We start from the raw sequence: 23,593 nt of genomic DNA on the forward strand, positions 1-23,593 counted from the left end.
ATTTCTTACAAGGATAATATCTTATAGTAAAATAATAGAATATTATCCCTTATTAAAGAAATTACATAAACAAAAGGCCGCCCCATTTTGTTAATCGGGGCAGCCCTTTGCTTACCTATTTAACTGATGATCGTAATGACCGGCGCCGAAATGGTAGGCTGTGTCGTGATGGCGGAGGCCGTATTCGTGAAGCTTGCAATTTCCAACAACACCGGTATTCCCGCCGGAACATCCGTCGTATCGAGCACCAAGCTGGCGGTTGTCAAAGTCGATAACGCGAGCTGCTGCAGCATCCCGTTAATATACACATTAAAGTATTCAGCGCCTGTCAACGCGGGAAATGCCGTCACGGGTGCTTCGGCATCATCGATGAAACTCGTGGCCGGCATGGTAATCGAGTCTGCACCGATCATCGCTTCGTCGACCAGCGCAAAATAACGGGTTACGATTGGCGTTACCGTCGTGGTGATCGTGCCGCCGGTTGCAACGGGAACCGATGCGACCGCGGTAATGATTGGTTTAATAACTGGCATGATCTTCACTCCTCTCTTGTCTAAGATAGAAAAAATATGGCTGTGCCACATTATCATTAAATGATAGATTCTGAGATTTGGTTCTGACATTCTCCCACTATATAAAAAAACAAACAGTGAATGAATCCATGCTCAGGCCAATATATCACCGAAGAAAGGATAAATGTCCACTCGAGTCCTTCCCCGATAACATAAACTAAGTGGAGACATTCATCCGGGGGGAGGGGGGATAAGACTGAAAACTCCCGTGATCAAGCGGAAACGATATCGAATTCTAAAAGCTGCAGAATATCGAAAACGCAGGAACTGCAAGAAGCGAAAATACAAACGAGTCGTGGCGGCAGGCAAACGAAAATGGAGATGCAACTCCAGATCCACTTATCGGACCACCCCCTCTGCTGTTCAACATAGACGTCAAGTGGGACGCGGTCCAAAAAAATTCTTATCGACACTATTACCTCTATTCCCTCAAGTCGTTCCTGGGAACCCGGGCTTGGCGGGGCCAGCCGGGCTTCAAGGACCCCAGGGCATTCATGGCAACCCTGGCTCGGAGGGGGCAGCGGGCATTCCCGGACCGGTGGGACCCCAAGGCCCTCAGGGTGTTCCTGGCAACCCTGGCATGGAGGGGCCGGCGGGCATTCCCGGACCGGTGGGACCCCAAGGTCCTCAGGGCGCTCCAGGCAACCCTGGCATGGAGGGGCCGGCGGGCATTCCCGGACCGATGGGACCCCAAGGTCCTCAAGGCGTTCCAGGCACTCCAGGTATGGAAGGGCCGGCGGGCATTCCCGGACCGATGGGACCCCAAGGTCCTCAAGGCGCTCCAGGCACTCCAGGTATGGAAGGGCCGGCGGGCATTCAGGGGCCCACGGGGCCGCAAGGCCCGCAAGGAATCCCCGGAAGCGTCATCGTGCCGGAGATTAACGTGCTGCCGACCACGCTTCGCTATTTTTACGTATTGATGTCCGAGGTTAATCTGGATGATCCCTTCGTCATATCTGCCGGACAATTTACGGATGACGACGGTAACCAGGCATTTCAGAGCATTATGGTAGGTCCGAACAGCTCCTCGACCGTTTATATCAACGGTATGATTCAGGAAGGCCGAATCTACACCATCACTTCGGAGGCACTAACCTTATATTCTCCCGGCGATGTGCTTCTGGCCGGAACGCCCATCTTGCTGGAGGTGCTGTATCTCACCGTTCAGGTGGTAGCTTGAACGGTGAGCAAAACACCCCGCTGCGGCGGGTAGCAAGGTTCGCGCAAAAAAGACATCTGCCGCAAGGAAGATGTCTTTTTCCTCTACTTCTTAACATGTTACCGAAATAAACGGTCCCCTCTCTTTCATCTTATCGAATTCGACTATTCGGCCCGGCTATCGATGACTTCATAATCAAACCAGTCGAACAGCGCAGGGGTTGTTCCATTGTCGCCGAATGCATACATAGCAATCATTAACCCTGTAAATCCGCCGGCTACTTCCGTCGCAAGCAGATGGGTTTCACCTGATCCCATATTCAGGACCTCTGATGAACTTTGTCCCATGGAGAATCGGAAATGCTCGGGCATTGCTTCGATTCGTAACACGACAGGCCCCTCCGGACAGCGACTGGTATGTTCTACGCTAAGCGACCCCACGGTACGTCTGAATACGATCGTTTTTTCCCCGTTTATAAGCTTTACGGCCAGATCATAATGATACCTTTCATTCATAAAAACGGTTAATCCCGCTTCTTCCCCCTCGTTTGCAGGCTCAAAGTCCAGAGCAGCGGATATATTGCAAGAAAAGTGCCTTAATCGTCGCCCGACAAAAGCAGGGGATGCCGCGTCGTTCAAGGACGATGGGTTGCCCCGCAGCATGAGATATCCCGGATGTTCCTGCAGCGACCAGCTCCCTGGTAATGGGTTGCGCAAAAAGACCCAGTCCAAACCGAGGGAGGCGTGATCGAAATCGTCTCTGGACGGCTTTGCGGGCCACCGGCATTCCGGCAGCTGAGGACTGTCCATTACCTGCTCGACCCTTCCCTTGAATCCGATGCTCGGCCAACCGTCCGCCGTCCATGTGACCGGAGCCAGATAAGTTTCTCTGCCGAGATGATGGCGCATGGGGTATGAAACCGGCCTGATCCCCAAGAAAACGGCCCACCACGTGCCATCCTGAGCCTGCACCAGATCCGCGTGCCCTGTCGCGTGTATGGGGCTTCTCCTGCTTCGATGGGACAGAATCGGATTATGGGGACAAGGCTCAAACGGCCCGTAAGGATGTCGGCTTCGCGAGACCGTGACCATATGTCCGTACTCGGTGCCGCCCTCGGCAATCATTAAATAATACAGACCGTGTATTTTGTATAAATGCGGGGCTTCCGGACTGGCTCCCCCGGTTCCTCTCCAGATTAAGCGGCTTTCCGTCAGCTTCTTGCTGCTTGCAATATCGATTTCGCATTGATAAATGCCCTCTCCCTCGTCGCCGTAGCAAGCCGTCTGAAAATAGACGCGACCATCGTCGTCAAATAGCAGCGAAGGATCGATGCCTTGCTGGGCGACAGGGATCGGGTCAGACCAAGGACCCGCAGGATCCGTGCTTTTGACGTAAAAGTTGCCGATTCCGCTGACGTTGGTTGTCGTCATATAATACCAGCCCTCATGATAGCGAAGGGTCGGGGCATAAATTCCCCCTGAGCTCCCGGCTTTCTTAAGGGGCAGTTGTTTTTCCGATGTAAGGCAATGGCCTATTTGCTTCCAATTTACCAAGTCCTTGCTATGAAAGATGGGAACGCCCGGGAAATACTCAAATGTGCTCGTCACCAAATAATAATCTTCGCCAACACGGCAAATGCTTGGATCCGGATAAAAGCCCGGTAGGATGGGGTTGCTAAACTTCATGAAACAAAACACTCCTCTGTACTCCTTATTTATGTCTAAGAAGCGATGGTCTATGAAACAATGGCGAAAAACAGATTGGCATAAAAGAGAGGCAGCTTTTGGGCCTGCCCCTCAATCAAACGGTTCAGTTATTCCACAGCTCCACCCGATCACGAACCAGCTCCGAATATTCCTGCTCCATTTTTTCCGCCCCGGCAGCGTTCAGATCTTGAATGAACTGATCGTAAAGGGCATCGAATTGGGACGGGTCCGCAAGGATGATCTCCGGAATGCGTTTGCGAACAATCTCTTCAACCCGCTTGTAGGTGATTGCAATATTGGAGTCGATCGGCGGGGAAATAAGATATGCCGCACCCCACGGCTTCGTCGGAAATTCCTCCGACTTTGGCCAGAAATCCTTCCACATTTCCGCACCATACGCTTGCAGCGTCTCTTTGGCTGATGGCGCATAATTGGCTTTGATTTGTTCCGGGAAGTTGGTCGTATAATAATTTCCGGTCGAATCCTTCACGCCGTCGCCATAACGAGGAAACAAACTGTTATATAATCCAATTCCGCTCTCTTTGGTAAAGCTGGCGTTGTCGTTAACTTTGCGGTCCTGCACGTCCTCCGGAATGACGCGTTTGCCGTCTTTGACATTGTAATGCTCGCCTTCAATGCCCCAGTTCATCAAAATTTGCCCTTCTTCGGAAGCCAGATAATCCAAGAACTTGATGATCCGTACCGGATCCTTCGCGGATGTCGTGATGCCTACTCCCCAGCCTGCTGCATACCCCGCATTCTGGAACGAAGCGTCCTTGGTCGTCTCATCCAATTGGATCGGGAATCTCGCATAGGTACGGTTCTCTTTGCCGGCCGTTCTCAGCGCATTCGTCGGGTTTCCAAACCCCCAATCGGCGTCAATGACGCCAAGAACGCGGCCAGAGGCGATCTTTGCTTCGTACTGGTCCGTCTTCTGAACGAACGTTTCATTGTCCAATATGCCCGTGGCGTTGAGATGATTCAACCAGCGGAAGTATTCCTTGTCCTCCGGACGTCTGTAGTGCAATTTCGCTTCATACGTTTCCGGATCAACATAATACTCCCCATCCCCTGACAAACCGGTAGCAATCACGGCCGCATCCGTTACGGAGATCATGAATCGCCAGCCATCCGCATTGAGCGTCAACGGAATCGTTGGCTGACCGTCGATCGTCGGGTGTTTCTCATAATAATCCTTCAGCGCCTTCTCAAAATCCTTGACGGTCTTGATTTCCGGATAACCGAGCTCTTTCAGCACTTCATGCTGGATATGAAAGTTTCCGCCGGCATCCAATTGCTGATGATCCACCGCATTAAGCGTCGGAAGAACATAGATCGATTCATCCTCGTTGCTCCACTTCAGACGGTTCATGTAATCCCCATAGAGCTTTTTCAGGTTCGGTGCATGTTCTTCGATCAAATCGGTAAGGTCGATAAAAGCGCCCGAATCAACGAACAGATTCGCATCGCCTTTCGCGAAAACGAGATCCGGATATTCACCGCTCGCTACCATCAACGGCAGTTTCTGATTGGAACCGTCAACCGCAAATTCGGCTTGGATCGTAACGCCGGTCGTCTCGGTCAGCTTTTTGCCGACGGCATCCTGCATACTTGCCCAGTTCGCATTCGAATCGGCGCTGAAATACGTAATTGTAACCGGTTTCAAATCTTCCCCTTCGCTGCCTGCGGAATTGCCGCTGTCACCGCTGCTGCACGCACCCAGAATAAAAGTAACCAGCAGCATCATGGCCAAGAGCGGCGATAATCCCTTCCAGAGTTTCATGTCTTTACCCCCTATTCAATATCTTCTTGTCAGTCGCCAGCAGATCATGCTTTCTAGCTTTTTTGTATGAATGGTTTAGAGCGACTCCACTTTCAGATCCTATTATATCTTCTAGTTTTGTCCTTATTCCTTGATCTTAGAGCCTGAATATAGCATGATAAGGACATCGAGATACTACATAATTTACTTTTGGAGGGTGGCCGAATGAGAAGCGTACATTTGGATTGGTTTACGACCGATGAGCAGTTTAAGTTCTTTATTCAATATGGCGGACACGAAGAGGACATGTACGTGCATCACCATGTTGATTTCTCCGAACTCGTTATCGTTTTGCATGGTCATGCCACCCATATCGTCAACACAGAGGAATCGTTTATCAAGAAGGGGGACGTCTTTGTCATTAACGGCACAACCTCCCATGGATATAAAGACCCGCATGAGTTTCGTATTTGCAACATCATGTACAAGCCCGAGATGCTGGAATTGACGGGTCCGGAGTTCAAAAGATCGAACGGGTATCAGGCGCTTTTCGTTCTGGAGCCGTATTACCGCAATATCAACCACTCCTTGAGCAAGATGAGCCTGCCGATCTCTAGTCTGGATTACGTATCGTCCGTTGTTGACTTCATGATTGAGGAATACGCGAACAAGCTGCAGGGCTACCAGACCATCCTGCGTTCGCGATTTATGGAGCTCGTCGTCCAGCTGTCACGGCAATATGAAAAGCAAGAGCGGTACGGAGCCCAAATTCATCTGATGCATTTGGCGAAAGCCATTTCCTTTATGGAGGATAACTATTTGCAGCCCATTTCCCGTGACGAAATTGCGGCCAAATCCAATATATCCGTCAGGCATTTGAATCGGATATTCCAATCCTATTACCAAACAACGCCTTTCGCCTATCTTCTGCAGCTCCGCTTGGAGCACGCATGCAGGCTGTTAAAGACGACACCCCTTCCGATTTCGGAAATTTCTTATCGGAGCGGATTCAATGACAGCAATTATTTTACCCGTCAGTTCTCGAAGGTGTTTGGCCTATCTCCTAAAGTGTACCGAAAGCGCAGGTAAGCACTTTGCAAGGCGCGAGAAATACCGTCCGCCACAAATCCGTGAGTTTCAATGCAACCTTAGATCCTGCAGCAGAAGCAAACCGTTCGAAAAAATCATCCCGCCTTTAAATTAGCTAAATTAATTGAAACGCTCCCTCTATTTAGCTATTATAGACTCAAATTAGCTAAATCGAGGTGAAATTTATGAGAATGACTTCCACCGATATGCAAAACAATTTCGGAAAGTATCTTAAGTTAGCTGAGGCTGGCGAGGACATCATCGTGACGAGAAACGGCAGAGATATTGCCAAATTAATAGCCTATGCCGGCACAGATGAACCTGTCCTGAGAGAGGGGGCTGTAAAGTATACAGCCGACAATGACTTTGTTACTTACGAGGATTTCCTGGAACTAACCGGGGGCTCGGAACAGCGCCACGAGCTGATCGACGGGATCGTGTATAACATGGCTTCCCCTTCATACAACCACCAACATGCAGTTAATGAACTGCACGGCACATTTTACAATTGGTTCAAAGGAAAACCCTGTACACCGCTGACTTCCCCACTTGATATTACATTGAAGAAGGAGGAGGCAAATATCTGTGTCGTACAGCCGGATCTGGTCGTCATTTGCGACAAAGATCAAATCAATGAGAAGGGAAAATATATGGGTACGCCTGACCTCGTCGTCGAGGTGTTGTCTCCGCCCACGCGTAGCAAGGACATGATCCCGAAGCTTGATCTATACCGGCAATGCGGCGTAAAAGAGTATTGGATCATCGATCCGATGAAAGCTCAAGTCATCCTCTTTTCCTTGTCCGACGGCGAGATCGCGGATGTGAACTACTTCTCGCAAGCCCATGACTCTTTTGCGGAATCCAAACTTTATCCAGGCTTACAGGTTTCCATGAAAGATTTGTTTGCGTGACTACTATACATTAGGAAACAACCGCCTATTGGCCACCTGCTTTGCAACTTCAATAAGCATTTTCCAGCGTATAATTGTCTTCTTACGCCCATTCATGAAACCAATCCTCTTCTGTCGGCGTACTAAAAGAAAGCATCCACGCTGGTAAACGATCGTATACTTCCTAGTACTGCAATCCATATCAGCATCAGCTTAAAGGTGTTTTTAATCGTAAACGCTATTTAAAAATTATTTGAAAGAAGGACGATCATATGATTATGACAACAACATCTACCATTGAAGGTTACCCGGTTAAAAGGTATATCGGCATTGTGAACGGCGAAGTCATTATGGGCGCTAATGTAGTGAGGGACTTTATGGCCTCCATTACCGATTTTGTTGGTGGGCGCTCGGGAGCCTACGAGAACAAGCTGCAGGAAGCAAGGGATGTAGCGTTTGCCGAGATAAAAGACAAGGCTGAGCGAATGGGGGCCAACGCTATCGTAGCGGTGGACATCGACTATGAGGTCATTCGTGAGGGAATGCTGATGGTGGCTGTCAGCGGTACAGCTGTGGTGATATAACTGGTAGTTACTTCTGTATTGCGTAGCCCTAGTAATCTGGAATCAACAGATTCGTAGGTGCTATCCACTTCGAATCAAGGATCTCAGTTGCATGTATATTGGAACAACGCGTATGGGTTCCCCCATACGCGTTCTTCCTTCTACTACTGTTTTCAACACTCCGTCGACTTGGCACGGATCACCCGAATTGACGTTCAAGCCAGATCACTTCACTAATTCTTATTCTAGTCTTTGAGATGTCCTCTATTAAACAAAGTACCCCAAGCTTTAGAGAATCATTCAATACTCTATAAGAGTTTTCTACAAGCGCACTACTTTTTGGCAAATTTTGTGGATGTATTATTTATGTCCTTGTGGACTGGATCTTTAATTCTGAACGTTTTCAGGTTGAGGTTGCTGTGTTACGCCTTCAAACAGATCAAATTCTTTACGCTAACTGCGCCAGGATTTGCATTGAGCCAAACTTCGTAAACCCCAGATATATTAACAGCAGTTCTTGTTCCATCCTTTACTAATGTACTACCCATATCTAATAGTACTTGGTTATTCTCATCTAAAAAACGAAGACGAATTACTTGTGAAGTACTGCCTAACAAAAGCTGATAGCCTTCTATGTCTATTGGCTTATCAAAACGATAATGTAAATAGGCATTAGAAGATCCATTATCGCGAAGAGAGATCCTTAAGACCCAAGGCGCACTGAAATCTGAGCTGATAAGGCACTAAGTGGCCGTCAGGACGCAGCTTTGGGGAGAGCTGGTTTATGGAAATGAGAAGTTGATTGATGATCGGACACTTTGAATTATTTTTGCTTGAATGCTTATGATTTATTATTAAGCATGCTTAGAAGCAGCGTCATAAGCTGTAACATATTGTATCGCTGAGTATCACATTGTTGTTGAGCGTAGATTTCAACATTTGGGAAGTTAATGGCGTTATTTATTATAGAATGAAAATCGATAAAAATGAGAGGGGAAAAGGAATGAGATGGCTTGGAGGTTTCATCATTTTAATTGTACTATTGTTAATTATTCTGGTGTCTTGTAAATCTTCATCCAACCAGAATATGGTTGAATATCGTCAAGAAGTAAGCCAATCAGAAATACCTGCTTTCAGTATATCAGCCAATGAAGTTGTAAGTGTGACAACGCACATGTTGGATTCAGATGATATTGCCGGAGAAACACATGAGGAAAATAATATTAAAAAAATAATGAATATTTTAAACCACAATCATGCAATGGATCCCGATGATTCTCCACCGGCGGACTTTTATAGAGAAGTACGCATAAAAAAAATAGATGGATCCTATATAGTACTAAATTTCGGAGGAGGGGGGGCCTTTTTTAAAGAAGAAGATTCAGGATTTTTTTATGTTCTTTCACCAAAAGAAAATTATAAATCCTTAAATTCATTAATTGATTATATTGAAGGTGAAGACTAAATTAACATCATTTTTCGTAAATAGCTGTTGAAGAGATGATCTGTCCTTTTTGTAGCCCTTTCACTTGATAATTTCCGATCAAGACCATCCTTTTAACAAACAGGCTGACCTAAATTTTACATAAACGAATAGAACGATCATCTAATATAACCATGCAAGACTGCGGCCACCTCCCCTTTGTCGAGGAACCTCATCCATTCAATCAAGTAGTTCTTGATTTCCTGTCGAAAAAGTTTGAAGCCTTTTGATTCTACTGGAACTTGGATATATACAAGCAGAATGAAACGGACTAGCGTGACTAGTCCGTTTCTGTTTGTTCAGGTTATGTCTTTTAGAGTTATTGCTGGAAATGATGAATGGAAGTTTTAATCAGTGCAAAGATTGCCGTCGAAATTCGATGAACAGCAGAAACGGAACATATAAAACAACTTCTTAATCAAGCGTGGGATATATTGGGTTTATGGTTCTCATCAATGGGTACCCATTTAATCATCTTCCACTTTTGCATTCTGCGACTGCACAGGGAATTCCATGATCGCTGTTAGACCTCTTTGGTCCACGCCATTTGCAAGAATGAGGTGGCCGTGATGCGCCTTCGCAATCCTTGCTACCATCGGAAGTCCCAAACCGTGACCTTGCTGGTCAGGGCGCTTTCTTCTTGCAGAAAAGTACAATTCGGTAATCTCCGCCAATTGCTCTTGCGGGATTCCTCGCCCATCATCCCTTACGATCATGCGATATTGGGAGCGGTCTTGGGATAGAGAGGTTTCTATTGTGATTTTGCAGCCCTGCGGGTTATGACACACACTGTTCTGGAAAAGATTGCTGATTGCCCGAAGCAGCAATTTCTCGTCCCCATGGACCCGAACCGCTTCATCGGCTAGTTTTAATTCAATGTCATACCGGTCATCCAAACCATGATTCACAAATTCCGTGACAACCTGTCTACCCAGAACCGATAGCCGGATGTACTTCAAGTGCAATGGCTGCATCTCATATTCAAGCATAGAGACCAGATTCAGATCGCTTACCAGTGAGCGCAGCTTCTCGCCTTGGCTCCGGATAATACCGGCTTGATGCCTCTGCTCCTCCGACAAGTCCGATTGATCCTCCATTTCGCTGGCATATCCGAGGATGAGGGAGAGCGGCGTCCGAATATCATGAGAAATCCCGGCAATCCAGTTGGAGCGTGCTTCATCCCGTGACTGCAGCGCGGCTGTCTTGTTCTGGAGTATTGCTGACGCTGAATTCATGCTCTGGGCCAAATCACCGAATATCCCTTTGGTGTCCAACTGAACCTGTTGCTCCCTAGCTAAATTGTGGACTCCTTCCACCAGAGGGCGTATCTTTCTGATGAGCCGCGTGCCAATGACAATAGATATCAGTAGAGCTAACGCCAAATTACAAAGTAGCAGCAGCACGATCCGCAGGGGCAACGAGCTTATCCATTCTGCAAGGAAGTCCAATTGATACTTCCAGTGGCTTTCCTTGGGATACCCTACGACCATCAGACCTTCCTGATGTTCTGACGTATAAACCGGATAATCCTTAAGATAGTACCGTGAGAACTTGGCTACATCGACTAGATTGTAAGAATCAGGAACATCATGAGGTATATGATACTCCCAGATCACATGACCATTTTCACCGAGCAGCATGGCCCAGGCATGATTCTGCTGCAGCAGCTCTGTAGCTTGCCCGTCCAGTTGAAAGCTGTCCTTCTTCATCTCCAAGCCTTGGGTCACTTGCTTAACTATGCCTTCCGGGGACGAGTTCTGGTCATTTTCCGTAAACACTAGCGTGCCTAATAATACGAAATTAAAAAGAAGCAGAAATAACGAGAACAATAGGGTTGCGGCGACAAATCGCCGTAATATGCGAATAATCCCCTCCACTAACGTATCTCCTTCACCAGCAGCTTATATCCCAGTCCCCTGACGGTGAGTAGATGAATCGGTTTAGAAGGATCCCTCTCGATTTTTTCCCGTACCCGTCTGACATGGACCATCAATGTATTTTCGTATCCGTAACTGTCATCTCCCCAAACGGCTTGACATAAGGCATCGCTCGTGACGATTCGGCCTTGGTTCTCGTACAACTTTACAAGAATCGCATGTTCCTTTGCCGTCAATGACAGTTCCTTCCGGTTCCTGTGCACGACAGCGCTCTCAAGGTCTATCGTCTGTTCCCCCAATCGGAAGACAGGCAGACGCTCTGCCATTGGAGAGGAGTACACCCGCTTCAGTATTGCCATCAGCCGTAATACCAGCTCCCTCGGCAGGAAAGGTTTCACAATGTAATCATCTGCCCCCAAACCTAGTCCAAGCAATCGATCTTCATCCTCACCTCGCGCGGAGAGAAAAAGAATCGGAATATCCGTCAACTGTTTAATGGAAGACAGAAGCGAGAATCCGTCGCCATCAGGCAGCATGACATCGAGAATCGCGATATCCGGTTTACCCTCTCGGCAGATCGACAGAGCCGAAGCACAGTCGCCTGCCATGTAAATACGGTAAAAACCCTCTTTTCTTAAAAATCGTTCGATCATAATTCTGATTTCCGGTTCATCATCTACAATTAATATTTTTTTGTCTTTTAAATTCTCCATGCCCCATCACCTGAATTTATTATACATGAACAACGGGATGAGCCGTCTTTTTCTAAATCTATTTAAGGTTAGCGTAAGGTTGTCTAAAGACTGAAGTAAGGTAGATTCTTTATGGTTGAAACGAAGGAGAAATTAATGACTGGAATGGAGCTGACTTTCTTATGAGTGCACTCGCTATTGTGCAAACGCAAAATCTGTCTAAAACGTATGGGGCAAATAACAGTGTAAATAAAGTGGATTTACGTGTTCAAGAGGGAGAAATCTATGGGTTTCTGGGCCCAAACGGTGCAGGGAAAACAACGACGCTAAAAATGCTGCTCGGTCTCATCAAACCTACGGAAGGGACCATCCATATTTTCGGGGAAAACCTGAGCAAACATCGGCCATCCATTCTGCAACGTACCGGGTCGCTGATTGAATCTCCCTCTTATTACGGGCATTTGACCGGGCTTGAGAATATGAAGGTTATGCAGAGCCTTCGGAACGTACCCGATAAAAACGTGCACGAGGCCCTTCGTATTGTGCGGCTGGAAAATCAGAAAAACAAAAAAACGGAACAATATTCGCTAGGAATGAAGCAACGGCTGGGCATCGCGATGGCACTGCTTGCTTTCCCCAAGCTGCTGATCCTTGATGAGCCGACGAACGGACTTGACCCTGCAGGCATTGGAGAAATTCGGGAGCTCATCAAGTCATTGCCTGAACGCTATGGAATCACTGTATTGCTCTCCAGCCATCTCCTCTCGGAGATCGAACAAATCGCTACCTCCGTTGGTATTATCACGCAAGGGAATCTGTTGTATCAGGGGAGTATGGCAAGCTTGAGGCAAAAAAACAGAAACGCCATTTTTATGAAAACCGGGGACAATGCGAAAGCCGAGCAGCTCCTGCTCACTCAAGGATACAGCCCGGCACAAAGTGGCAGCCGGCTTGAGCTCGGCACGCTTCAGGATACGGAAGTGGCGGAGATGAACAGACTGCTTGTTGAACATAAAATCGAAGTCACTCGGATTGAAGAGCAGAAGAAAAGTTTGGAGGATATATTCCTGGAGCTGACAGGAAAGGGGCGTAGCTTGTGATCAAGTTGTTAGGGTTGGAGTATTATAAAATCCGTCGCAAAAAAATAGGGATCATGATGATATTATTTCTTGTCGTAGAGATGCTGTGGGCTTTTATGTCCGTAAGCCGGTCCATTGCGAGCAACCCGGATCACGCCGTTTGGGAATCCGTTTTTTTTAGTATATCATCCATGAATGGTTTGTTTATGCCCATTATGTCGGCTGTTGTTGTCTCACGCATTTGTGATATGGAACATAAGGGATCGACCTGGAAAATGCTTGCTGCTACCAATGTTGGACGCGGACGGCTCTACGCAACGAAGTATATATGCACTAATAGTCTAATCTTGTATGGCATCGGGGTACAGGCTTTATTCATCATCGTGTTCGGACTCACAAAGGATTTCCCCGGTACGCTGCCTAGCGATTTATTATTCCGGTTCGTTGGAGGCACTCTCCTCACGACGCTCGCTGTTACAGCTCTTCAACAGTGGATATCTTTTGCTATCAAAAATCAGGCTTTTGCGCTGTGTTTAGGCATGCTGGGCGGCTTCATCGGAATGACCGCCGGATTATTTCCGGCTGCAATTCGGCATCTTTTTATTTGGTCTTACTATTTGGATCTCAGTCCTGTAACTTATCGATACGCCGAGTCTGCGAGCGTCTATATCGTACAGCCTGAAAGTGTTGGTATCGTACTGGGTTCGTTGATTATGACTCTCCTGTTCTATTTCGTGGGGAACTTCCATGTAAGCAGGCAGGAAATCTGAGGAGGAGCGTTTATGAAACGAAGTATTTCTGCTGAGTGGCTCAAACTGCGTCATTCTCGAATTGGCCTTATCATCGCGGTGCTTCCAATTCTAAGTCTGTTGATTGGATGTGCGAATTATTATTTTAACCAGGACGCCCTGCAAAATGGTTGGTACAGCCTTTGGACCCAGGTCGCCCTATTCTACGGCGTGTTTTTCCTGCCTATTCTGATTTCCATCTGCTGTTCCTATATTGGTAGGCTGGAGCATTTAAACCGAAATTGGAATATCGTGATGACCTCTCCTGTTTCGATTGCCAGCGTGTTTCTTGCAAAATGGATAGTCGTCGGTGTTTTAATCTTGTTCGCGCAAGTACTGTTCATAGGACTCTATTGGCTTGCAGGTACCCTATTCTCCTTACCCGGGCCTTTCCCTGTAGAGATTATAGGTTGGATAATCCGTGGATGGTATGCGTGTATGTCCATTACTGCTCTACAACTGGGACTTTCGCTGCGGATCCGCAGCTTTGCCACGCCGATCGGCATTAGTTTGTGCGCGGTCTTTATTGGTCTGGGCATGTATATTGCCAAGTTGGGCCTATTTTTCCCGTTCTCGTTACTCAACATCGGGATGAGTGTGATGAGTCAAGATCCGTTAACAGGCATGCAGAACATTCTGTTTTGGATCATCAATTTGGCTTTCATCATCATTTTTGCATCGATGACTATTCGCCGGCTGAAGAATAAAGACATTGTCTCATCCTGATTACGCTTAGGAGGATTTTTATAATGAAAAAAATAGTTCAAGTCCTGGGGCTCATCATCGTGATTGGAGCATGCTTGTGGATGTTCTTCTTGGACTCTGAGAAGCTTACCCCAGAAAATTCTGCAGGTAAAAACATCTATTATACGATGATAACCGGCCTCGGTATTCAAGATGACAATGGACGTTACAACTATGAGCTGACTTCATATAATGTGAAAGGAAATGAAAGAAGGCTTGGGTTTTCGGCCGGAAAGCAATTAAGAGAAGGAGCTTATGTACAGCTATATCACACGCTGCTTCGGGGTGTCACGCACTGGGAAGAGGTTGCCTTCAAGGAACTGCCTGAGACGGTTCAGCGGCGATATTCGAGGTGATTGGTTATCCGTTAATTTCATAGCATCAGTTCATTTTGAATTATTAGTTTAAGTACTAGGTTATTTTCCAGTGATTCCTTTTCATAGATGAAAATCGTATGGTAACCTTGTCTCTCAGCAGAGATTTAGTAATTCGTAAATTAAAAACCGAGGTCGTTCCCATGCGTTTTGTTAGTGAAGAAATGGGTCTGAGCGTAGGCTGGAATAACAAAGACAAGCTTGTTACTCTATCTAGCAATACATCCCTTCCATCAGAGCCCTCTAATGGAAGTGGGATGGAAGCAACCACGAATCTAATTTGAAATAAACTATGCAAGTAACCAACTGGTGGATTGTTTTCCCGGTGCCAACTAATTTAATGAGAGCCCAAACTGAAACCGAAAAAAAAGACCGCCGCAGCGATCTCTTCTCTAATTATTGCACCAGGTAGTCTAAACGACAACGCCCTTTTTGAGGATAACATTGGCATACAGCGCTTGTTCGCCCGTCGACACGATGGCATACGCATTCTTGGCGCGTTCATAGAACGAGAAACGTTCCATCTCATCGAATTCAACGGGAACGGCGTGAAACTGCTGCACGATCTGGCGGTAATCCTCCCAGATCGGCGTTTTCACGGTATCTCCGGGGGTGACGGCCATCAGCGCTACCGGGGATTCGACGTACGTATCCAGCGGAAATAACGGCAATATTGCGTTTAATAACGCAGGGATTCCGTGTCCGTCTGCCCGGACCAACCGCCGGGCGTGACTGGCTGCAGGGAAATTGGCGTCGCCGAGAACGATTTCATCCGCGTGCCCCATCTCCATAAGTATTTTCAGCAGCTCAGGCGAGAGCAAATGAGATATGCCTTTTAGCATGGAACGACATCCTTCTTTATCAGATTTTGAAGCAAGATGAGAATCTTAACAGGGAGCTGTCAGTCCCTGAACGCTCTCATGATCACGGCTGTGCCTGCTGCTGCCCGATCAAGGACTTGTAACGCAGGAACGCTGCCTCCCAATCCTCACTGGATTCGGGTTCATACCAGGCCAGCGGAAAAGACCGCTTCACGAGTTCGACTCCCTCTTCCCTGCTGCGCAGCGTGCCATTGGCCACAAATTGAACCAGCATGTTCCCGATGGCGCTGGCTTCGACCGGACCGGCCCACACCGTACGGCCCATCGCATTCGCCGTATACCGGCATAACAGCTCGTTTTGAATGCCGCCGCCAACCATATGAAGACCATCGTACGACTGCCCTGTCAGTACTTCCATCCGTTCAAGCACTTCCCGGTATCTTAGGGCCAGGCTTTGCAGTATGCACTGGACATACTCACCGGCGCTTTGCGGAACGGGCTGCCCGGTCTCCAGGCAATAATCCCGAATTTCAGCCGTCATATCGGCCGGATTCATGAAGCGTAGATCATCGGGATGGATGAGGCTGCGGAAAGGCTCCGCGTCCTCCGCGAGCTCAACCAGCTCTGCATAAGAATACTGCAGTCCCTGATTTTCCCACTGCCGCTTGCACTCCTGAAGAATCCAGAGGCCCATGATATTCTTCAGCAATTGAAAGGACTGATATGCCCCACCCTCATTGGAGAAATCTTCTTCCAGCACGTCCGGGTGAACGAGCGGCTCCGGCAGCTCGGTTCCGAGAAGCGACCAGGTCCCGCATACGAGATAAGCAAACCGGGCGGCGTTCGCCGGAACGGCCACCACGGCGGATTCCGTATCGTGCGACGCCACGGCAATCGCTTCGATCGCCGGAACGCCAAGCTCTTGCGCCACGGCATCCTGCAGCCTGCCAATCACGCTTCCCGGCTGTACGGGTTCAAGGAACAAGGACGAGGGGAGTCCCAGCTCATCCATTAACCGCTCATTCCACTTGCCTTCCGTAACATGGTACAGCTGGGTCGTGGTTGCCATGGTGAACTCGCATGCTTGAACCCCTGTAAGAAAATAGTTCAGAAGATCCGGCGTGAGCAGGAACTTGTCCGCGATATCCAGCATCGGCGACTTCGCCTTGAGCATCGCATTCAATTGGAAGATGGTGTTAAACGGCATGAATTGCAGGCCGCTTTCTTGAAACAGCCTCTCTCTGCCAACCTGCTTGCAGGTTTCCTCTACCATACCTTCCGTCCGGAGATCCCGGTAATGATAAGGCACTCCGATGAGCTCTCCGTTGCGGTCAATCAGTCCATAATCGACGCCCCACGAATCGATGCCATAGCTGACTGGCCGATAACCGTCCTGAAACGCTTTACGGATGCCGTGCTTGACCTCCTGGAGCAGCATCGGGAAGTTCCAGTGCAGATGATCTCCCATCTGAACAGGGGTATTGGCAAAACGATGAATCTCCGTAATCTTCAGTATGCCGGGGGAGTCATGATCAGAAGCGGTGATTTCGCCCAGCAGCGCCCGGCCGCTGCTGGCTCCCAAGTCAAACGCAAGCACCGCAGTTGAATTGCTCATACGCCGCATCCTTTCTCACCTTTAGTTCGATACCGATTCAAATTCCAAGTACCCGAGATCCGAACCTTAACCCGACATTTATTTCATCTTCTGCAGAAGCTGAATCCGATAATCCTCGCTCTCCAGAGCAGCAATATCGTCCACTTCCTGATCGGTCAGCGGCACCGGCGTGCCGGCCGCCTTGGCGCTCAGATAAATTTTGGCGCTCTCTTCAACCACTTGGGTCCGGTAATACGCTTCGCGCAGATTCCGGCCGGTTGTGACCAGTCCATGATTACCCAGCAGTATGGAGCTGGCCGTGGTCACTTTCTCCGCGACGGCATCTGCCAGCAAATCCGTCGTTGGTATGATGTAAGGGATATAAGCCGTACGGCCGACCAATGCCGCCTGATCGGGGAACATTACCGGCAGCTCCTGTTCCACCAGCGTAAAGGCAATGCAATGGGACGGATGCGTATGCACCATGGCCCCGATGTCAGGGTTCCTGCGGTATCCGTACAGGTGCATCAGCACTTCGGAGGAAGGCCGCAGACCCATATCGGTAATATCGCCCGTCGGGATATCCACTTCGATCCATTGCTCCGGCTCGATCTCCTCCAGCGCGAAACCGCTCGGGGACAAATACATTTTGTCCCCTGCCCTGGCGCTGATGTTCCCCCCAGGCCCTACAACGAGTCCGCTGTCGACGATTTTTTTGGCATATTTGCAGAGCTCGTTTCTCGTTTCTACATTCAGCATGATTCGCTCTCCTCTCGAATGACCTTATTTATATAGAGGACCGAAGTTCTGGCAAGCGCGGAAATCGGCGCTTTCCGGATCGGACGTTCCAAACATGCCCCAGGCACGCGGACGGAACACCTCGTTAGCAGGCACATTATGCATGTTGACCGGAATTCGCAGCACCGAAGCCAGGGTGATAAGATCTGCTCCGATATGTCCGTAACTGATCACGCCGTGATTGGCGCCCCACTGGTTCATGACCTCATAAACGCTGGAGAAGGCTCCCTCTCCCGTGAGGTTCGGTACGAACCAGGTCGTTGGCCATGTCGGGTCTGTACGCTTATCGAGCGTATCGTGCACCTCCGACGGCAGATCCACGGAATAGCCTTCGGCGATTTGCAGGACGGGACCCAGTCCTTTCACCAGGTTAAGGCGGAACATCGTCATCGGCATGCCGCCGCGCGTCAGGTAGTCGGTCGAGTAGCCGCCGCCCCGGAAATACTCCAGGTTAGCCGGTCTCCACTGCGTGGCCTTGAGCGTGCGGTCAACCTCTTCATCCGTGATATCCCAGAACGGTTTCATGGCCGGTTTGCCGTCAAGCTCCTGCTCGCCCGTTCCGTCCAGTGCAGCCGAACCGGAATTGATCAAATGCAGGATGCCGTTCTCCGCCTTGCCTTCAAGCTTATAGCCGGTAACCCGTTCTACCGAAGCCGGACTCCAGTACGTCCGCACATCCGCGAAAATCTGTGCCGTATTGGTTAACAGGTATCCGAACAGCATGCCGACTCCGTTCAGGCTGTCATTCTCCGTTGCCACGATATAGGGCGAACGTCTGCCGTTCCAATCGAAGGAGGAATTGAGGATGGTCTCCAGAAAGTCTCCGTTCGGGGAGTGATCCGTCCATTGGCGCTGCCCCTGGAAGCCGGAAGCGATCGCGCTGTGGCCTTGGGCTTCCTCTTCGAAACCAAGCTCCTTCAATCGCGGATTGCCGATCATCAAATCACGGGTGATCAGCGTCATTTTGACGACGGTTTCCCATTCGAGATCCTTGCGCTCCCGGCTGTTCTGCAGATGATCCGGATTGTTATCCGGTCCTTCGGTACAGTTCTCCTTCACCCAAGCAAGCGCCTTCTCATATTCTTCAGGATCATAGATTCCTTCTTCCAAACGGCGCGTAAACTCGCTCATATCCACATATTCGTTCCGCATGCCCAGATATTCCTGGAAGAAGCTGTCGTCCACGATCGAGCCGGCGATGCCCATTGACACCGAGCCCATGGACAGGTACGATTGTCCGCGCATATAGGCCGCAGCCAGCCCGCTCCGCGCAAAACGCAGGAGTTTCTCTTGAACGTCATCCGGAATGCGGGTATCCCCTTCATCCTGAACGTCTTCGCCATAGATGCCGAATGCGGGAAGTCCCTTCTGCGCATGGGCCGACAAGACGGCTGCCAAATACACCGCGCCCGGACGCCCTGTTCCGTTGAAGCCCCATACCGCCTTCGGACGCGAAGGATCCGCATCCATCGTTTCCGTTCCGTAACACCAGCAAGGCGTAACGGTTATCGTCAGGCCGACCTCGGCATTCTTGAACTTCTTGGCCGCTGCGGTCGCTTCGGCAACGCCGCCGATGCAAGTATCCGCAATCACGCATTCAACCGGCTCGCCATTCGGATATTTAAGCTCTTTCGTCAGCATCTCGGCGACGGCCTTGGCCAGATTCATGGTCTGTTCCTCAAGGGATTCCCTTACCCCTCTCCGTCTGCCATCTATCGTAGGGCGAATGCCGATTTTCGGAAATCCGTCCCGCCATCTGTAATCGTTTTCAATTGTCATGTATGTCACGCCTCCCTATAAGGATTATGACATCATTGTAAGTTGATTCGGGCTCAAGGATAACCCACTATGTTGTTATATCGGTCCCCAATTTCAGCAAGACAGTGTACCTATTCGTCAGCGGGTTGCAAACGATTTCGGCATCGAGGAGCAATATGCATTATAATAGGAAAAGGATGCTGCTTTCAGGAGGGACGAGACCGTGCCAAAAATCGAAATCTCGCATAGTAAAAGCGATCACTTCCGCTTCATCAAAAATCCGCAGCTGCTCTTTGCCGGCCAGGTCGTGGACGAGGACTTCTTTTATGGCCCGCCGCAAATCCACGATTTCTGCGAGATCATCTATGTGGTTGAAGGACGCGGAGAATTCACCATAGCAGGTAAAGTATATGAGCTTCATAAAGGCGATGTCGCCATCTATAACCCCGGCATTCCCCATGAGGAGAAATCCATCACGGACGGGCCATTCAAGGTAATCTATTGCGGCGTGGATTCGCTTCACATTGAAGGGGTGCCTCAGGGGATGCTGCTGCCGGCCTATGTCGAGCCGGTCATATCCTGCGAGAAATACGCTTATAAAGTGGAGAGCTATCTTTCCGAGATCCTCCGCGAATGCGATTCGCAGGTACTTGGATATGAAACGCTGAGCACGAACCTGCTGATGTCATTGATTACCGTGATTTATCGCATCGTGGACGTTAAACACCAATTCCAATCCTTGAAGGGCAAGAATGAAATCGCGCTGCGGACCAAGCACTTTATCGACGCCAACTACACCCAGAGCATCAGCCTCAAGGACATTGCCGATACGATGTATGTCAGCCAGCATTATTTATCCCATCTGTTCAAAAAAGAAGTCGGCGATTCCCCCTTCAATTACTTGATATCCCGCCGAATTGAAGAGGCCAAGCGCCTGCTGGCGGATTCCGAAATGCCGGTGCACGAGGTTGCTTCCCAGGTCGGCTACGGCAACGACAAGTATTTCTCGATGTTGTTCAAGAAAATTACCGGTCAAACGCCAAGCTCGTTCCGGGAACAGAGCAAATTGGCCGTGGAGTGAAGGAATTTTCGATTGTTTTCCTTTCGATAAAGCAGGCAGCCGCAATGGTACGGCTGCCTGCTTTTTATATATTACTGTTATTTGTCATTCTATATCGTCAAAAGTATGGAGCATGCTTGATTTTGACGGGGCCGACCGTTTCGATCCTGCTCTGGCATCCGAGACGGTACCCCTCTTCGATTTCTTCCGGATCCAGGCGCCGTTCTTCGGCCAGATTGGGTTCGGACAGATACTCGATTCCCTCCACCACCATGCAGCGGCAGCGCGCACATGTCCCTCTTTTGCAAAAAGAGTTCCAATCCACCTCATTCCGCTCGGCCAAGTCAAGCACCGTCATGCCCAGAACAGGGGCCACGCTACGCTGAACCTCGCGGCCCGTAAGCTCGATGATCCGGTCCGGCACGGCTTCCATTCTCTCTTCCGCTGCCGGGAGCGACGATTTCTCTCCGCTGTTCTCGCCCTTTTTGTTTTTCCAGAATTTAAACACGCCTTTATCCCCCTATGCATGTAATCATCAGGTTATGTATGAATTCCTTCAATTATTATACTGGAAAGTTTAAAAAATCAACATGCTTACTCTTATCGATTCTATGACATCATGCAATTGGAACTCTATGAAAATTTTGCTATACTAGCGTATGCTAGAGCAAATCCCATATTCTATGAGAATCATTCTATTATTTTATTGGGTTGGAGGGAAAACAATAGCATGCTGCATAAACCAATAGGAAAAACAGCCGTCGCTGCCGTTCTTGCCTTATCTCTGCTCGGAACCGCTCCCCATATCGGCCAGGTACAGGCTGCGCCTGCCATTTCGGTCAAGCTGGATGACGTTGCGCTTACATTCGATGCGGCTCCCAGGATAGACAAAGGGGTCACTTACGTGCCGTTCCGGACGGTCGGTGAGGCGCTGGGCATTCAAATCACGTGGAACAGCAAGACCCAAACGGTGAAGGCCATTGGCGAGGTGAAAGGTCAAACGACGGAAGTGCTGCTTCAAGTCGGGAGCTCGAGCGCAACCGTCAACGGTAAAAAAGTGAAGCTGGCCGCTCCCCCTGTCCAGCGGGAAGGCCGCGTTCTGATTCCGCTCAGCTCGTTCAGCAGCCAATTCGGCGTTAATGTCGGCTGGAATCAGGCGACTCGCACGGTCTCCCTCGTGTCGCCGCAGCGCGAAATGCATCTAAGAGCCTTTTACGCTTTGCAATCTTTCCAAGAGCGGGATCTCGTAGCATCCATGAATTCAGTCGCCTTCGGCTGGAGCCGCATTGATCGGGAAGGTCAGTTTACGCTTCAAGGCGACGAGTATCGTCTGCCTGCGGCGGCCGGCGACGTGACTCCGCAATCGATTGTTGCGGATGCTGCGGATCGGGAGATTAAACCGTACCTTATGGTTTACGCTTTGGACGGAAACGGCGAATTAACCAAAGTCCTCAGCGACAGCAGCCTTCGCCAAAAGTCCATTGAGGGCATCACGACTGCGGTGGCGGATAACGGATTCGGCGGCGTGGTGCTTGATTTCGAAGGGCTCGGTTTTAAACTGGATGCCGCGAAGCAGCAGAAGCTGCTTAATGATTACGTCAAGCAATTGAAAGCCGCATTGCCGAGCGACATTGCTCTGTCCTTAGCCGTTCCGCCATTGAACAGCGCCTATAAAGGCTATGATTACAAGACGCTGGCCTCCCTTGCCGATGATCTCATCGTCATGGCGTATCAGTACAATCCGGTTGGCACCAAAGCCCAGGTTCCTGAACCCAACAGTCTGGTGGACCAAGCCATTCAGCAGGCACTTCAGGCAGGCGTTCCTAAGCAGAAGCTCCTGCTCGGCATCAGCTTAAGCAGCGAAACGGCCACATCCGTCGACGATAAGCTCGGCTTGGCCAAGCGCTATGATCTGAAAGGTGCCGCCTTCTGGCGTCTGGGCTTGTTCCGTTCCTATAATAATGGCATGGAAGCCGCCGTGAATGCCTCTGTCGTAAAGGAATAATCTAGTGAGTCCTTTCGTAGAGACCCAAATTATGATCTTCAATAAAAAAGAAAGCCTGACAAGATCATCTCTTGTCAGGCTTTCCGGTTATGTATCGAACTCTAAACTGCGTATTCCAATTAGCTTGCGCTTCCTACCAGTTTAGCATAGTTCTCTTGACTCAATACACGGCGCGCCGTAACATAACGCGGTTCGTAATAGGAGTCGCTAAGCTTGCTGATTCTTACGCCCTTGCTGCTGGAAGCATGCGCAAATTGTCCATCTCCAATGTAAACGCCCGCATGGGAAATGCCGCTGCCGCTTGTATTGAAGAATACCAAATCTCCGACTCTCAGATCCTCGCGATCCACATGAACCCCGGCTTTAGCCTGACTCTGGGATGTGCGCGGAAGATCCATGTCGAAATTTCTAAACATATACAGAATAAATCCGGAGCAATCAAATCCGCTTGTCGTTGTTCCGCCCCATTTATAAGGCGTTCCTACCAATTGCTTCACTTGATGCTGAAAATTCGGTTGTTGATCAGCATAAGCTGATACGGCACCAGAAGAAAAAATAATTGCAGACCCAAGCAATGTGATGACAAATTTCTTCAAAATACGTTCTCTCCTTCGATGCCTACGGAGTTAGCTAAGGGTTCGGTTGAAGGTTCCCTATACTCTCTATGGTACAAGAATAATTCACCCAAGACGGTTCCCCCGTTTTCACAAACGAAATTCGGCAAAATTCATTAACATTTTGTAACCTTCTCTTAATATAGTATACAAGCAAGGATGCTG

At 49.1% G+C, this 23,593-nt stretch carries 23 protein-coding genes and 1 riboswitch; of the genes, 12 read left to right on the forward strand and 11 right to left on the reverse strand.

Annotation, left to right across the window (positions count from 1 at the left end):
* Positions 1-119: 119 nt before the first annotated feature.
* Positions 120-533: a DUF4183 domain-containing protein gene (locus tag GYMC10_RS19310; protein ID WP_015736101.1), complete on the reverse strand. Its 414-nt coding sequence runs from the start codon at positions 531-533 to the stop codon at positions 120-122.
* Positions 534-1,026: 493 nt separating this feature from the next.
* On the opposite strand from GYMC10_RS19310, the gene GYMC10_RS32335 reads away from it, so the two are divergent.
* On the forward strand, positions 1,027-1,752 hold the full coding sequence (locus GYMC10_RS32335) for a DUF4183 domain-containing protein (RefSeq protein ID WP_222838315.1): 726 nt from the start codon (positions 1,027-1,029) through the stop codon (positions 1,750-1,752).
* Between the two features lie 143 nt (positions 1,753-1,895).
* Here GYMC10_RS32335 and GYMC10_RS19325 read toward each other — a convergent pair whose 3' ends face one another.
* Both GYMC10_RS19325 and GYMC10_RS19330 read right to left on the reverse strand, forming a co-directional pair.
* Positions 1,896-3,416: a glycoside hydrolase family 43 protein gene (locus GYMC10_RS19325; RefSeq protein WP_015736103.1), complete on the reverse strand. Its 1,521-nt coding sequence runs from the start codon at positions 3,414-3,416 to the stop codon at positions 1,896-1,898.
* 124 nt (positions 3,417-3,540) lie between these two features.
* A complete protein-coding gene (locus GYMC10_RS19330) occupies positions 3,541-5,220 on the reverse strand; it encodes an ABC transporter substrate-binding protein (RefSeq protein ID WP_015736104.1) in 1,680 nt (559 codons plus the stop codon).
* A gap of 204 nt (positions 5,221-5,424) precedes the next feature.
* On the opposite strand from GYMC10_RS19330, the gene GYMC10_RS19335 reads away from it, so the two are divergent.
* The 4 genes from GYMC10_RS19335 to GYMC10_RS19350 all read left to right on the forward strand — a co-directional run bounded on the left by GYMC10_RS19335 (position 5,425) and on the right by GYMC10_RS19350 (position 9,206).
* The gene (locus tag GYMC10_RS19335) at positions 5,425-6,288 is read left to right on the forward strand and encodes a helix-turn-helix domain-containing protein (RefSeq protein ID WP_015736105.1); all 864 of its coding nucleotides are present in this window, start codon (positions 5,425-5,427) and stop codon (positions 6,286-6,288) included.
* A gap of 185 nt (positions 6,289-6,473) precedes the next feature.
* The gene (locus GYMC10_RS19340) at positions 6,474-7,199 is read left to right on the forward strand and encodes a type II toxin-antitoxin system prevent-host-death family antitoxin (protein WP_015736106.1); all 726 of its coding nucleotides are present in this window, start codon (positions 6,474-6,476) and stop codon (positions 7,197-7,199) included.
* 251 nt (positions 7,200-7,450) lie between these two features.
* Entirely contained in the window at positions 7,451-7,762 is a 312-nt protein-coding gene (locus GYMC10_RS19345) for a YbjQ family protein (protein ID WP_015736107.1), read from the forward strand.
* 982 nt (positions 7,763-8,744) lie between these two features.
* A complete protein-coding gene (locus tag GYMC10_RS19350) occupies positions 8,745-9,206 on the forward strand; it encodes a hypothetical protein (RefSeq protein WP_041622020.1) in 462 nt (153 codons plus the stop codon).
* A gap of 485 nt (positions 9,207-9,691) precedes the next feature.
* Here the strand turns inward: GYMC10_RS19350 and GYMC10_RS19355 are convergent, their stop codons facing one another.
* Positions 9,692-11,101, reverse strand: a complete 1,410-nt coding sequence (locus tag GYMC10_RS19355; protein WP_015736109.1) for a sensor histidine kinase — start codon at positions 11,099-11,101, stop codon at positions 9,692-9,694.
* Positions 11,101-11,814, reverse strand: a complete 714-nt coding sequence (locus tag GYMC10_RS19360; protein WP_015736110.1) for a response regulator transcription factor — start codon at positions 11,812-11,814, stop codon at positions 11,101-11,103. The genes GYMC10_RS19355 and GYMC10_RS19360 overlap by 1 nt, the downstream gene beginning before the upstream one ends.
* Positions 11,815-11,975: 161 nt before the next feature.
* Between GYMC10_RS19360 and GYMC10_RS19365 the strand changes: the two genes are divergently transcribed.
* The 5 genes from GYMC10_RS19365 to GYMC10_RS33090 all read left to right on the forward strand — a co-directional run bounded on the left by GYMC10_RS19365 (position 11,976) and on the right by GYMC10_RS33090 (position 15,062).
* Positions 11,976-12,893 carry an ATP-binding cassette domain-containing protein gene (locus GYMC10_RS19365; protein WP_015736111.1) on the forward strand — a complete coding sequence of 306 codons (918 nt, stop codon included), beginning with the start codon at positions 11,976-11,978 and terminating at the stop codon, positions 12,891-12,893.
* The gene (locus GYMC10_RS19370; protein ID WP_015736112.1) at positions 12,890-13,642 is read left to right on the forward strand and encodes an ABC transporter permease; all 753 of its coding nucleotides are present in this window, start codon (positions 12,890-12,892) and stop codon (positions 13,640-13,642) included. Before GYMC10_RS19365 ends, GYMC10_RS19370 begins: the two co-directional genes overlap by 4 nt.
* 12 nt (positions 13,643-13,654) lie before the next feature.
* Positions 13,655-14,386: an ABC transporter permease gene (locus GYMC10_RS19375; RefSeq protein WP_015736113.1), complete on the forward strand. Its 732-nt coding sequence runs from the start codon at positions 13,655-13,657 to the stop codon at positions 14,384-14,386.
* Between the two features lie 23 nt (positions 14,387-14,409).
* Entirely contained in the window at positions 14,410-14,760 is a 351-nt protein-coding gene (locus GYMC10_RS19380) for a YxeA family protein (RefSeq protein WP_015736114.1), read from the forward strand.
* A gap of 161 nt (positions 14,761-14,921) precedes the next feature.
* Positions 14,922-15,062, forward strand: coding sequence for a hypothetical protein (locus GYMC10_RS33090; protein WP_410002347.1), 141 nt, complete (start codon positions 14,922-14,924; stop codon positions 15,060-15,062).
* A gap of 129 nt (positions 15,063-15,191) precedes the next feature.
* Here GYMC10_RS33090 and fucU read toward each other — a convergent pair whose 3' ends face one another.
* The 4 genes from fucU to GYMC10_RS19400 form a co-directional block, all read right to left on the reverse strand.
* Complete coding sequence (gene fucU, locus GYMC10_RS19385) at positions 15,192-15,620, reverse strand: L-fucose mutarotase (protein WP_015736115.1); 429 nt, start codon at positions 15,618-15,620, stop codon at positions 15,192-15,194.
* A gap of 82 nt (positions 15,621-15,702) precedes the next feature.
* A complete protein-coding gene (locus GYMC10_RS19390) occupies positions 15,703-17,214 on the reverse strand; it encodes a rhamnulokinase (protein WP_015736116.1) in 1,512 nt (503 codons plus the stop codon).
* A 78-nt stretch (positions 17,215-17,292) separates the two neighbouring features.
* The gene (locus GYMC10_RS19395; RefSeq protein WP_015736117.1) at positions 17,293-17,952 is read right to left on the reverse strand and encodes a class II aldolase/adducin family protein; all 660 of its coding nucleotides are present in this window, start codon (positions 17,950-17,952) and stop codon (positions 17,293-17,295) included.
* Positions 17,953-17,976: 24 nt separating this feature from the next.
* Positions 17,977-19,770, reverse strand: coding sequence for an L-fucose isomerase (locus GYMC10_RS19400; protein WP_009592101.1), 1,794 nt, complete (start codon positions 19,768-19,770; stop codon positions 17,977-17,979).
* Between the two features lie 202 nt (positions 19,771-19,972).
* On the opposite strand from GYMC10_RS19400, the gene GYMC10_RS19405 reads away from it, so the two are divergent.
* Entirely contained in the window at positions 19,973-20,830 is an 858-nt protein-coding gene (locus GYMC10_RS19405) for an AraC family transcriptional regulator (RefSeq protein ID WP_015736118.1), read from the forward strand.
* 97 nt (positions 20,831-20,927) lie between these two features.
* Here the strand turns inward: GYMC10_RS19405 and GYMC10_RS19410 are convergent, their stop codons facing one another.
* The gene (locus tag GYMC10_RS19410; RefSeq protein ID WP_015736119.1) at positions 20,928-21,317 is read right to left on the reverse strand and encodes a 2Fe-2S iron-sulfur cluster-binding protein; all 390 of its coding nucleotides are present in this window, start codon (positions 21,315-21,317) and stop codon (positions 20,928-20,930) included.
* Positions 21,318-21,539: 222 nt separating this feature from the next.
* On the opposite strand from GYMC10_RS19410, the gene GYMC10_RS19415 reads away from it, so the two are divergent.
* Positions 21,540-22,814: a stalk domain-containing protein gene (locus tag GYMC10_RS19415; protein WP_015736120.1), complete on the forward strand. Its 1,275-nt coding sequence runs from the start codon at positions 21,540-21,542 to the stop codon at positions 22,812-22,814.
* 119 nt (positions 22,815-22,933) lie between these two features.
* Here the strand turns inward: GYMC10_RS19415 and GYMC10_RS19420 are convergent, their stop codons facing one another.
* Positions 22,934-23,410: a C40 family peptidase gene (locus tag GYMC10_RS19420; RefSeq protein ID WP_015736121.1), complete on the reverse strand. Its 477-nt coding sequence runs from the start codon at positions 23,408-23,410 to the stop codon at positions 22,934-22,936.
* Between the two features lie 3 nt (positions 23,411-23,413).
* Positions 23,414-23,547, reverse strand: a riboswitch (cyclic di-AMP (ydaO/yuaA leader).
* Between the last annotated feature and the right edge of the window lie 46 nt (positions 23,548-23,593).

Source organism: Paenibacillus sp. Y412MC10, assembly GCF_000024685.1.
Taxonomy (GTDB): Bacteria; Bacillota; Bacilli; order Paenibacillales; family Paenibacillaceae; genus Paenibacillus_AQ; species Paenibacillus_AQ lautus_A.

Excerpts from the sequence above, each read along its gene's own strand:
- GYMC10_RS19310 (WP_015736101.1), bottom strand. The coding sequence starts at position 533 with ATGCCAGTTATTAAACCAATCATTACCGCGGTCGCATCGGTTCCCGTT.
- GYMC10_RS19325 (WP_015736103.1), bottom strand. The coding sequence starts at position 3,416 with ATGAAGTTTAGCAACCCCATCCTACCGGGCTTTTATCCGGATCCAAGC.
- GYMC10_RS19330 (WP_015736104.1), bottom strand. The coding sequence starts at position 5,220 with ATGAAACTCTGGAAGGGATTATCGCCGCTCTTGGCCATGATGCTGCTG.
- GYMC10_RS19335 (WP_015736105.1), top strand. The coding sequence starts at position 5,425 with ATGAGAAGCGTACATTTGGATTGGTTTACGACCGATGAGCAGTTTAAG.
- GYMC10_RS19340 (WP_015736106.1), top strand. The coding sequence starts at position 6,474 with ATGAGAATGACTTCCACCGATATGCAAAACAATTTCGGAAAGTATCTT.
- GYMC10_RS19345 (WP_015736107.1), top strand. The coding sequence starts at position 7,451 with ATGATTATGACAACAACATCTACCATTGAAGGTTACCCGGTTAAAAGG.
- GYMC10_RS19350 (WP_041622020.1), top strand. The coding sequence starts at position 8,745 with ATGAGATGGCTTGGAGGTTTCATCATTTTAATTGTACTATTGTTAATT.
- GYMC10_RS19360 (WP_015736110.1), bottom strand. The coding sequence starts at position 11,814 with ATGGAGAATTTAAAAGACAAAAAAATATTAATTGTAGATGATGAACCG.
- GYMC10_RS19365 (WP_015736111.1), top strand. The coding sequence starts at position 11,976 with ATGAGTGCACTCGCTATTGTGCAAACGCAAAATCTGTCTAAAACGTAT.
- GYMC10_RS19375 (WP_015736113.1), top strand. The coding sequence starts at position 13,655 with ATGAAACGAAGTATTTCTGCTGAGTGGCTCAAACTGCGTCATTCTCGA.
- GYMC10_RS19380 (WP_015736114.1), top strand. The coding sequence starts at position 14,410 with ATGAAAAAAATAGTTCAAGTCCTGGGGCTCATCATCGTGATTGGAGCA.
- GYMC10_RS33090 (WP_410002347.1), top strand. The coding sequence starts at position 14,922 with ATGCGTTTTGTTAGTGAAGAAATGGGTCTGAGCGTAGGCTGGAATAAC.
- fucU (WP_015736115.1), bottom strand. The coding sequence starts at position 15,620 with ATGCTAAAAGGCATATCTCATTTGCTCTCGCCTGAGCTGCTGAAAATA.
- GYMC10_RS19390 (WP_015736116.1), bottom strand. The coding sequence starts at position 17,214 with ATGAGCAATTCAACTGCGGTGCTTGCGTTTGACTTGGGAGCCAGCAGC.
- GYMC10_RS19395 (WP_015736117.1), bottom strand. The coding sequence starts at position 17,952 with ATGCTGAATGTAGAAACGAGAAACGAGCTCTGCAAATATGCCAAAAAA.
- GYMC10_RS19400 (WP_009592101.1), bottom strand. The coding sequence starts at position 19,770 with ATGACAATTGAAAACGATTACAGATGGCGGGACGGATTTCCGAAAATC.
- GYMC10_RS19415 (WP_015736120.1), top strand. The coding sequence starts at position 21,540 with ATGCTGCATAAACCAATAGGAAAAACAGCCGTCGCTGCCGTTCTTGCC.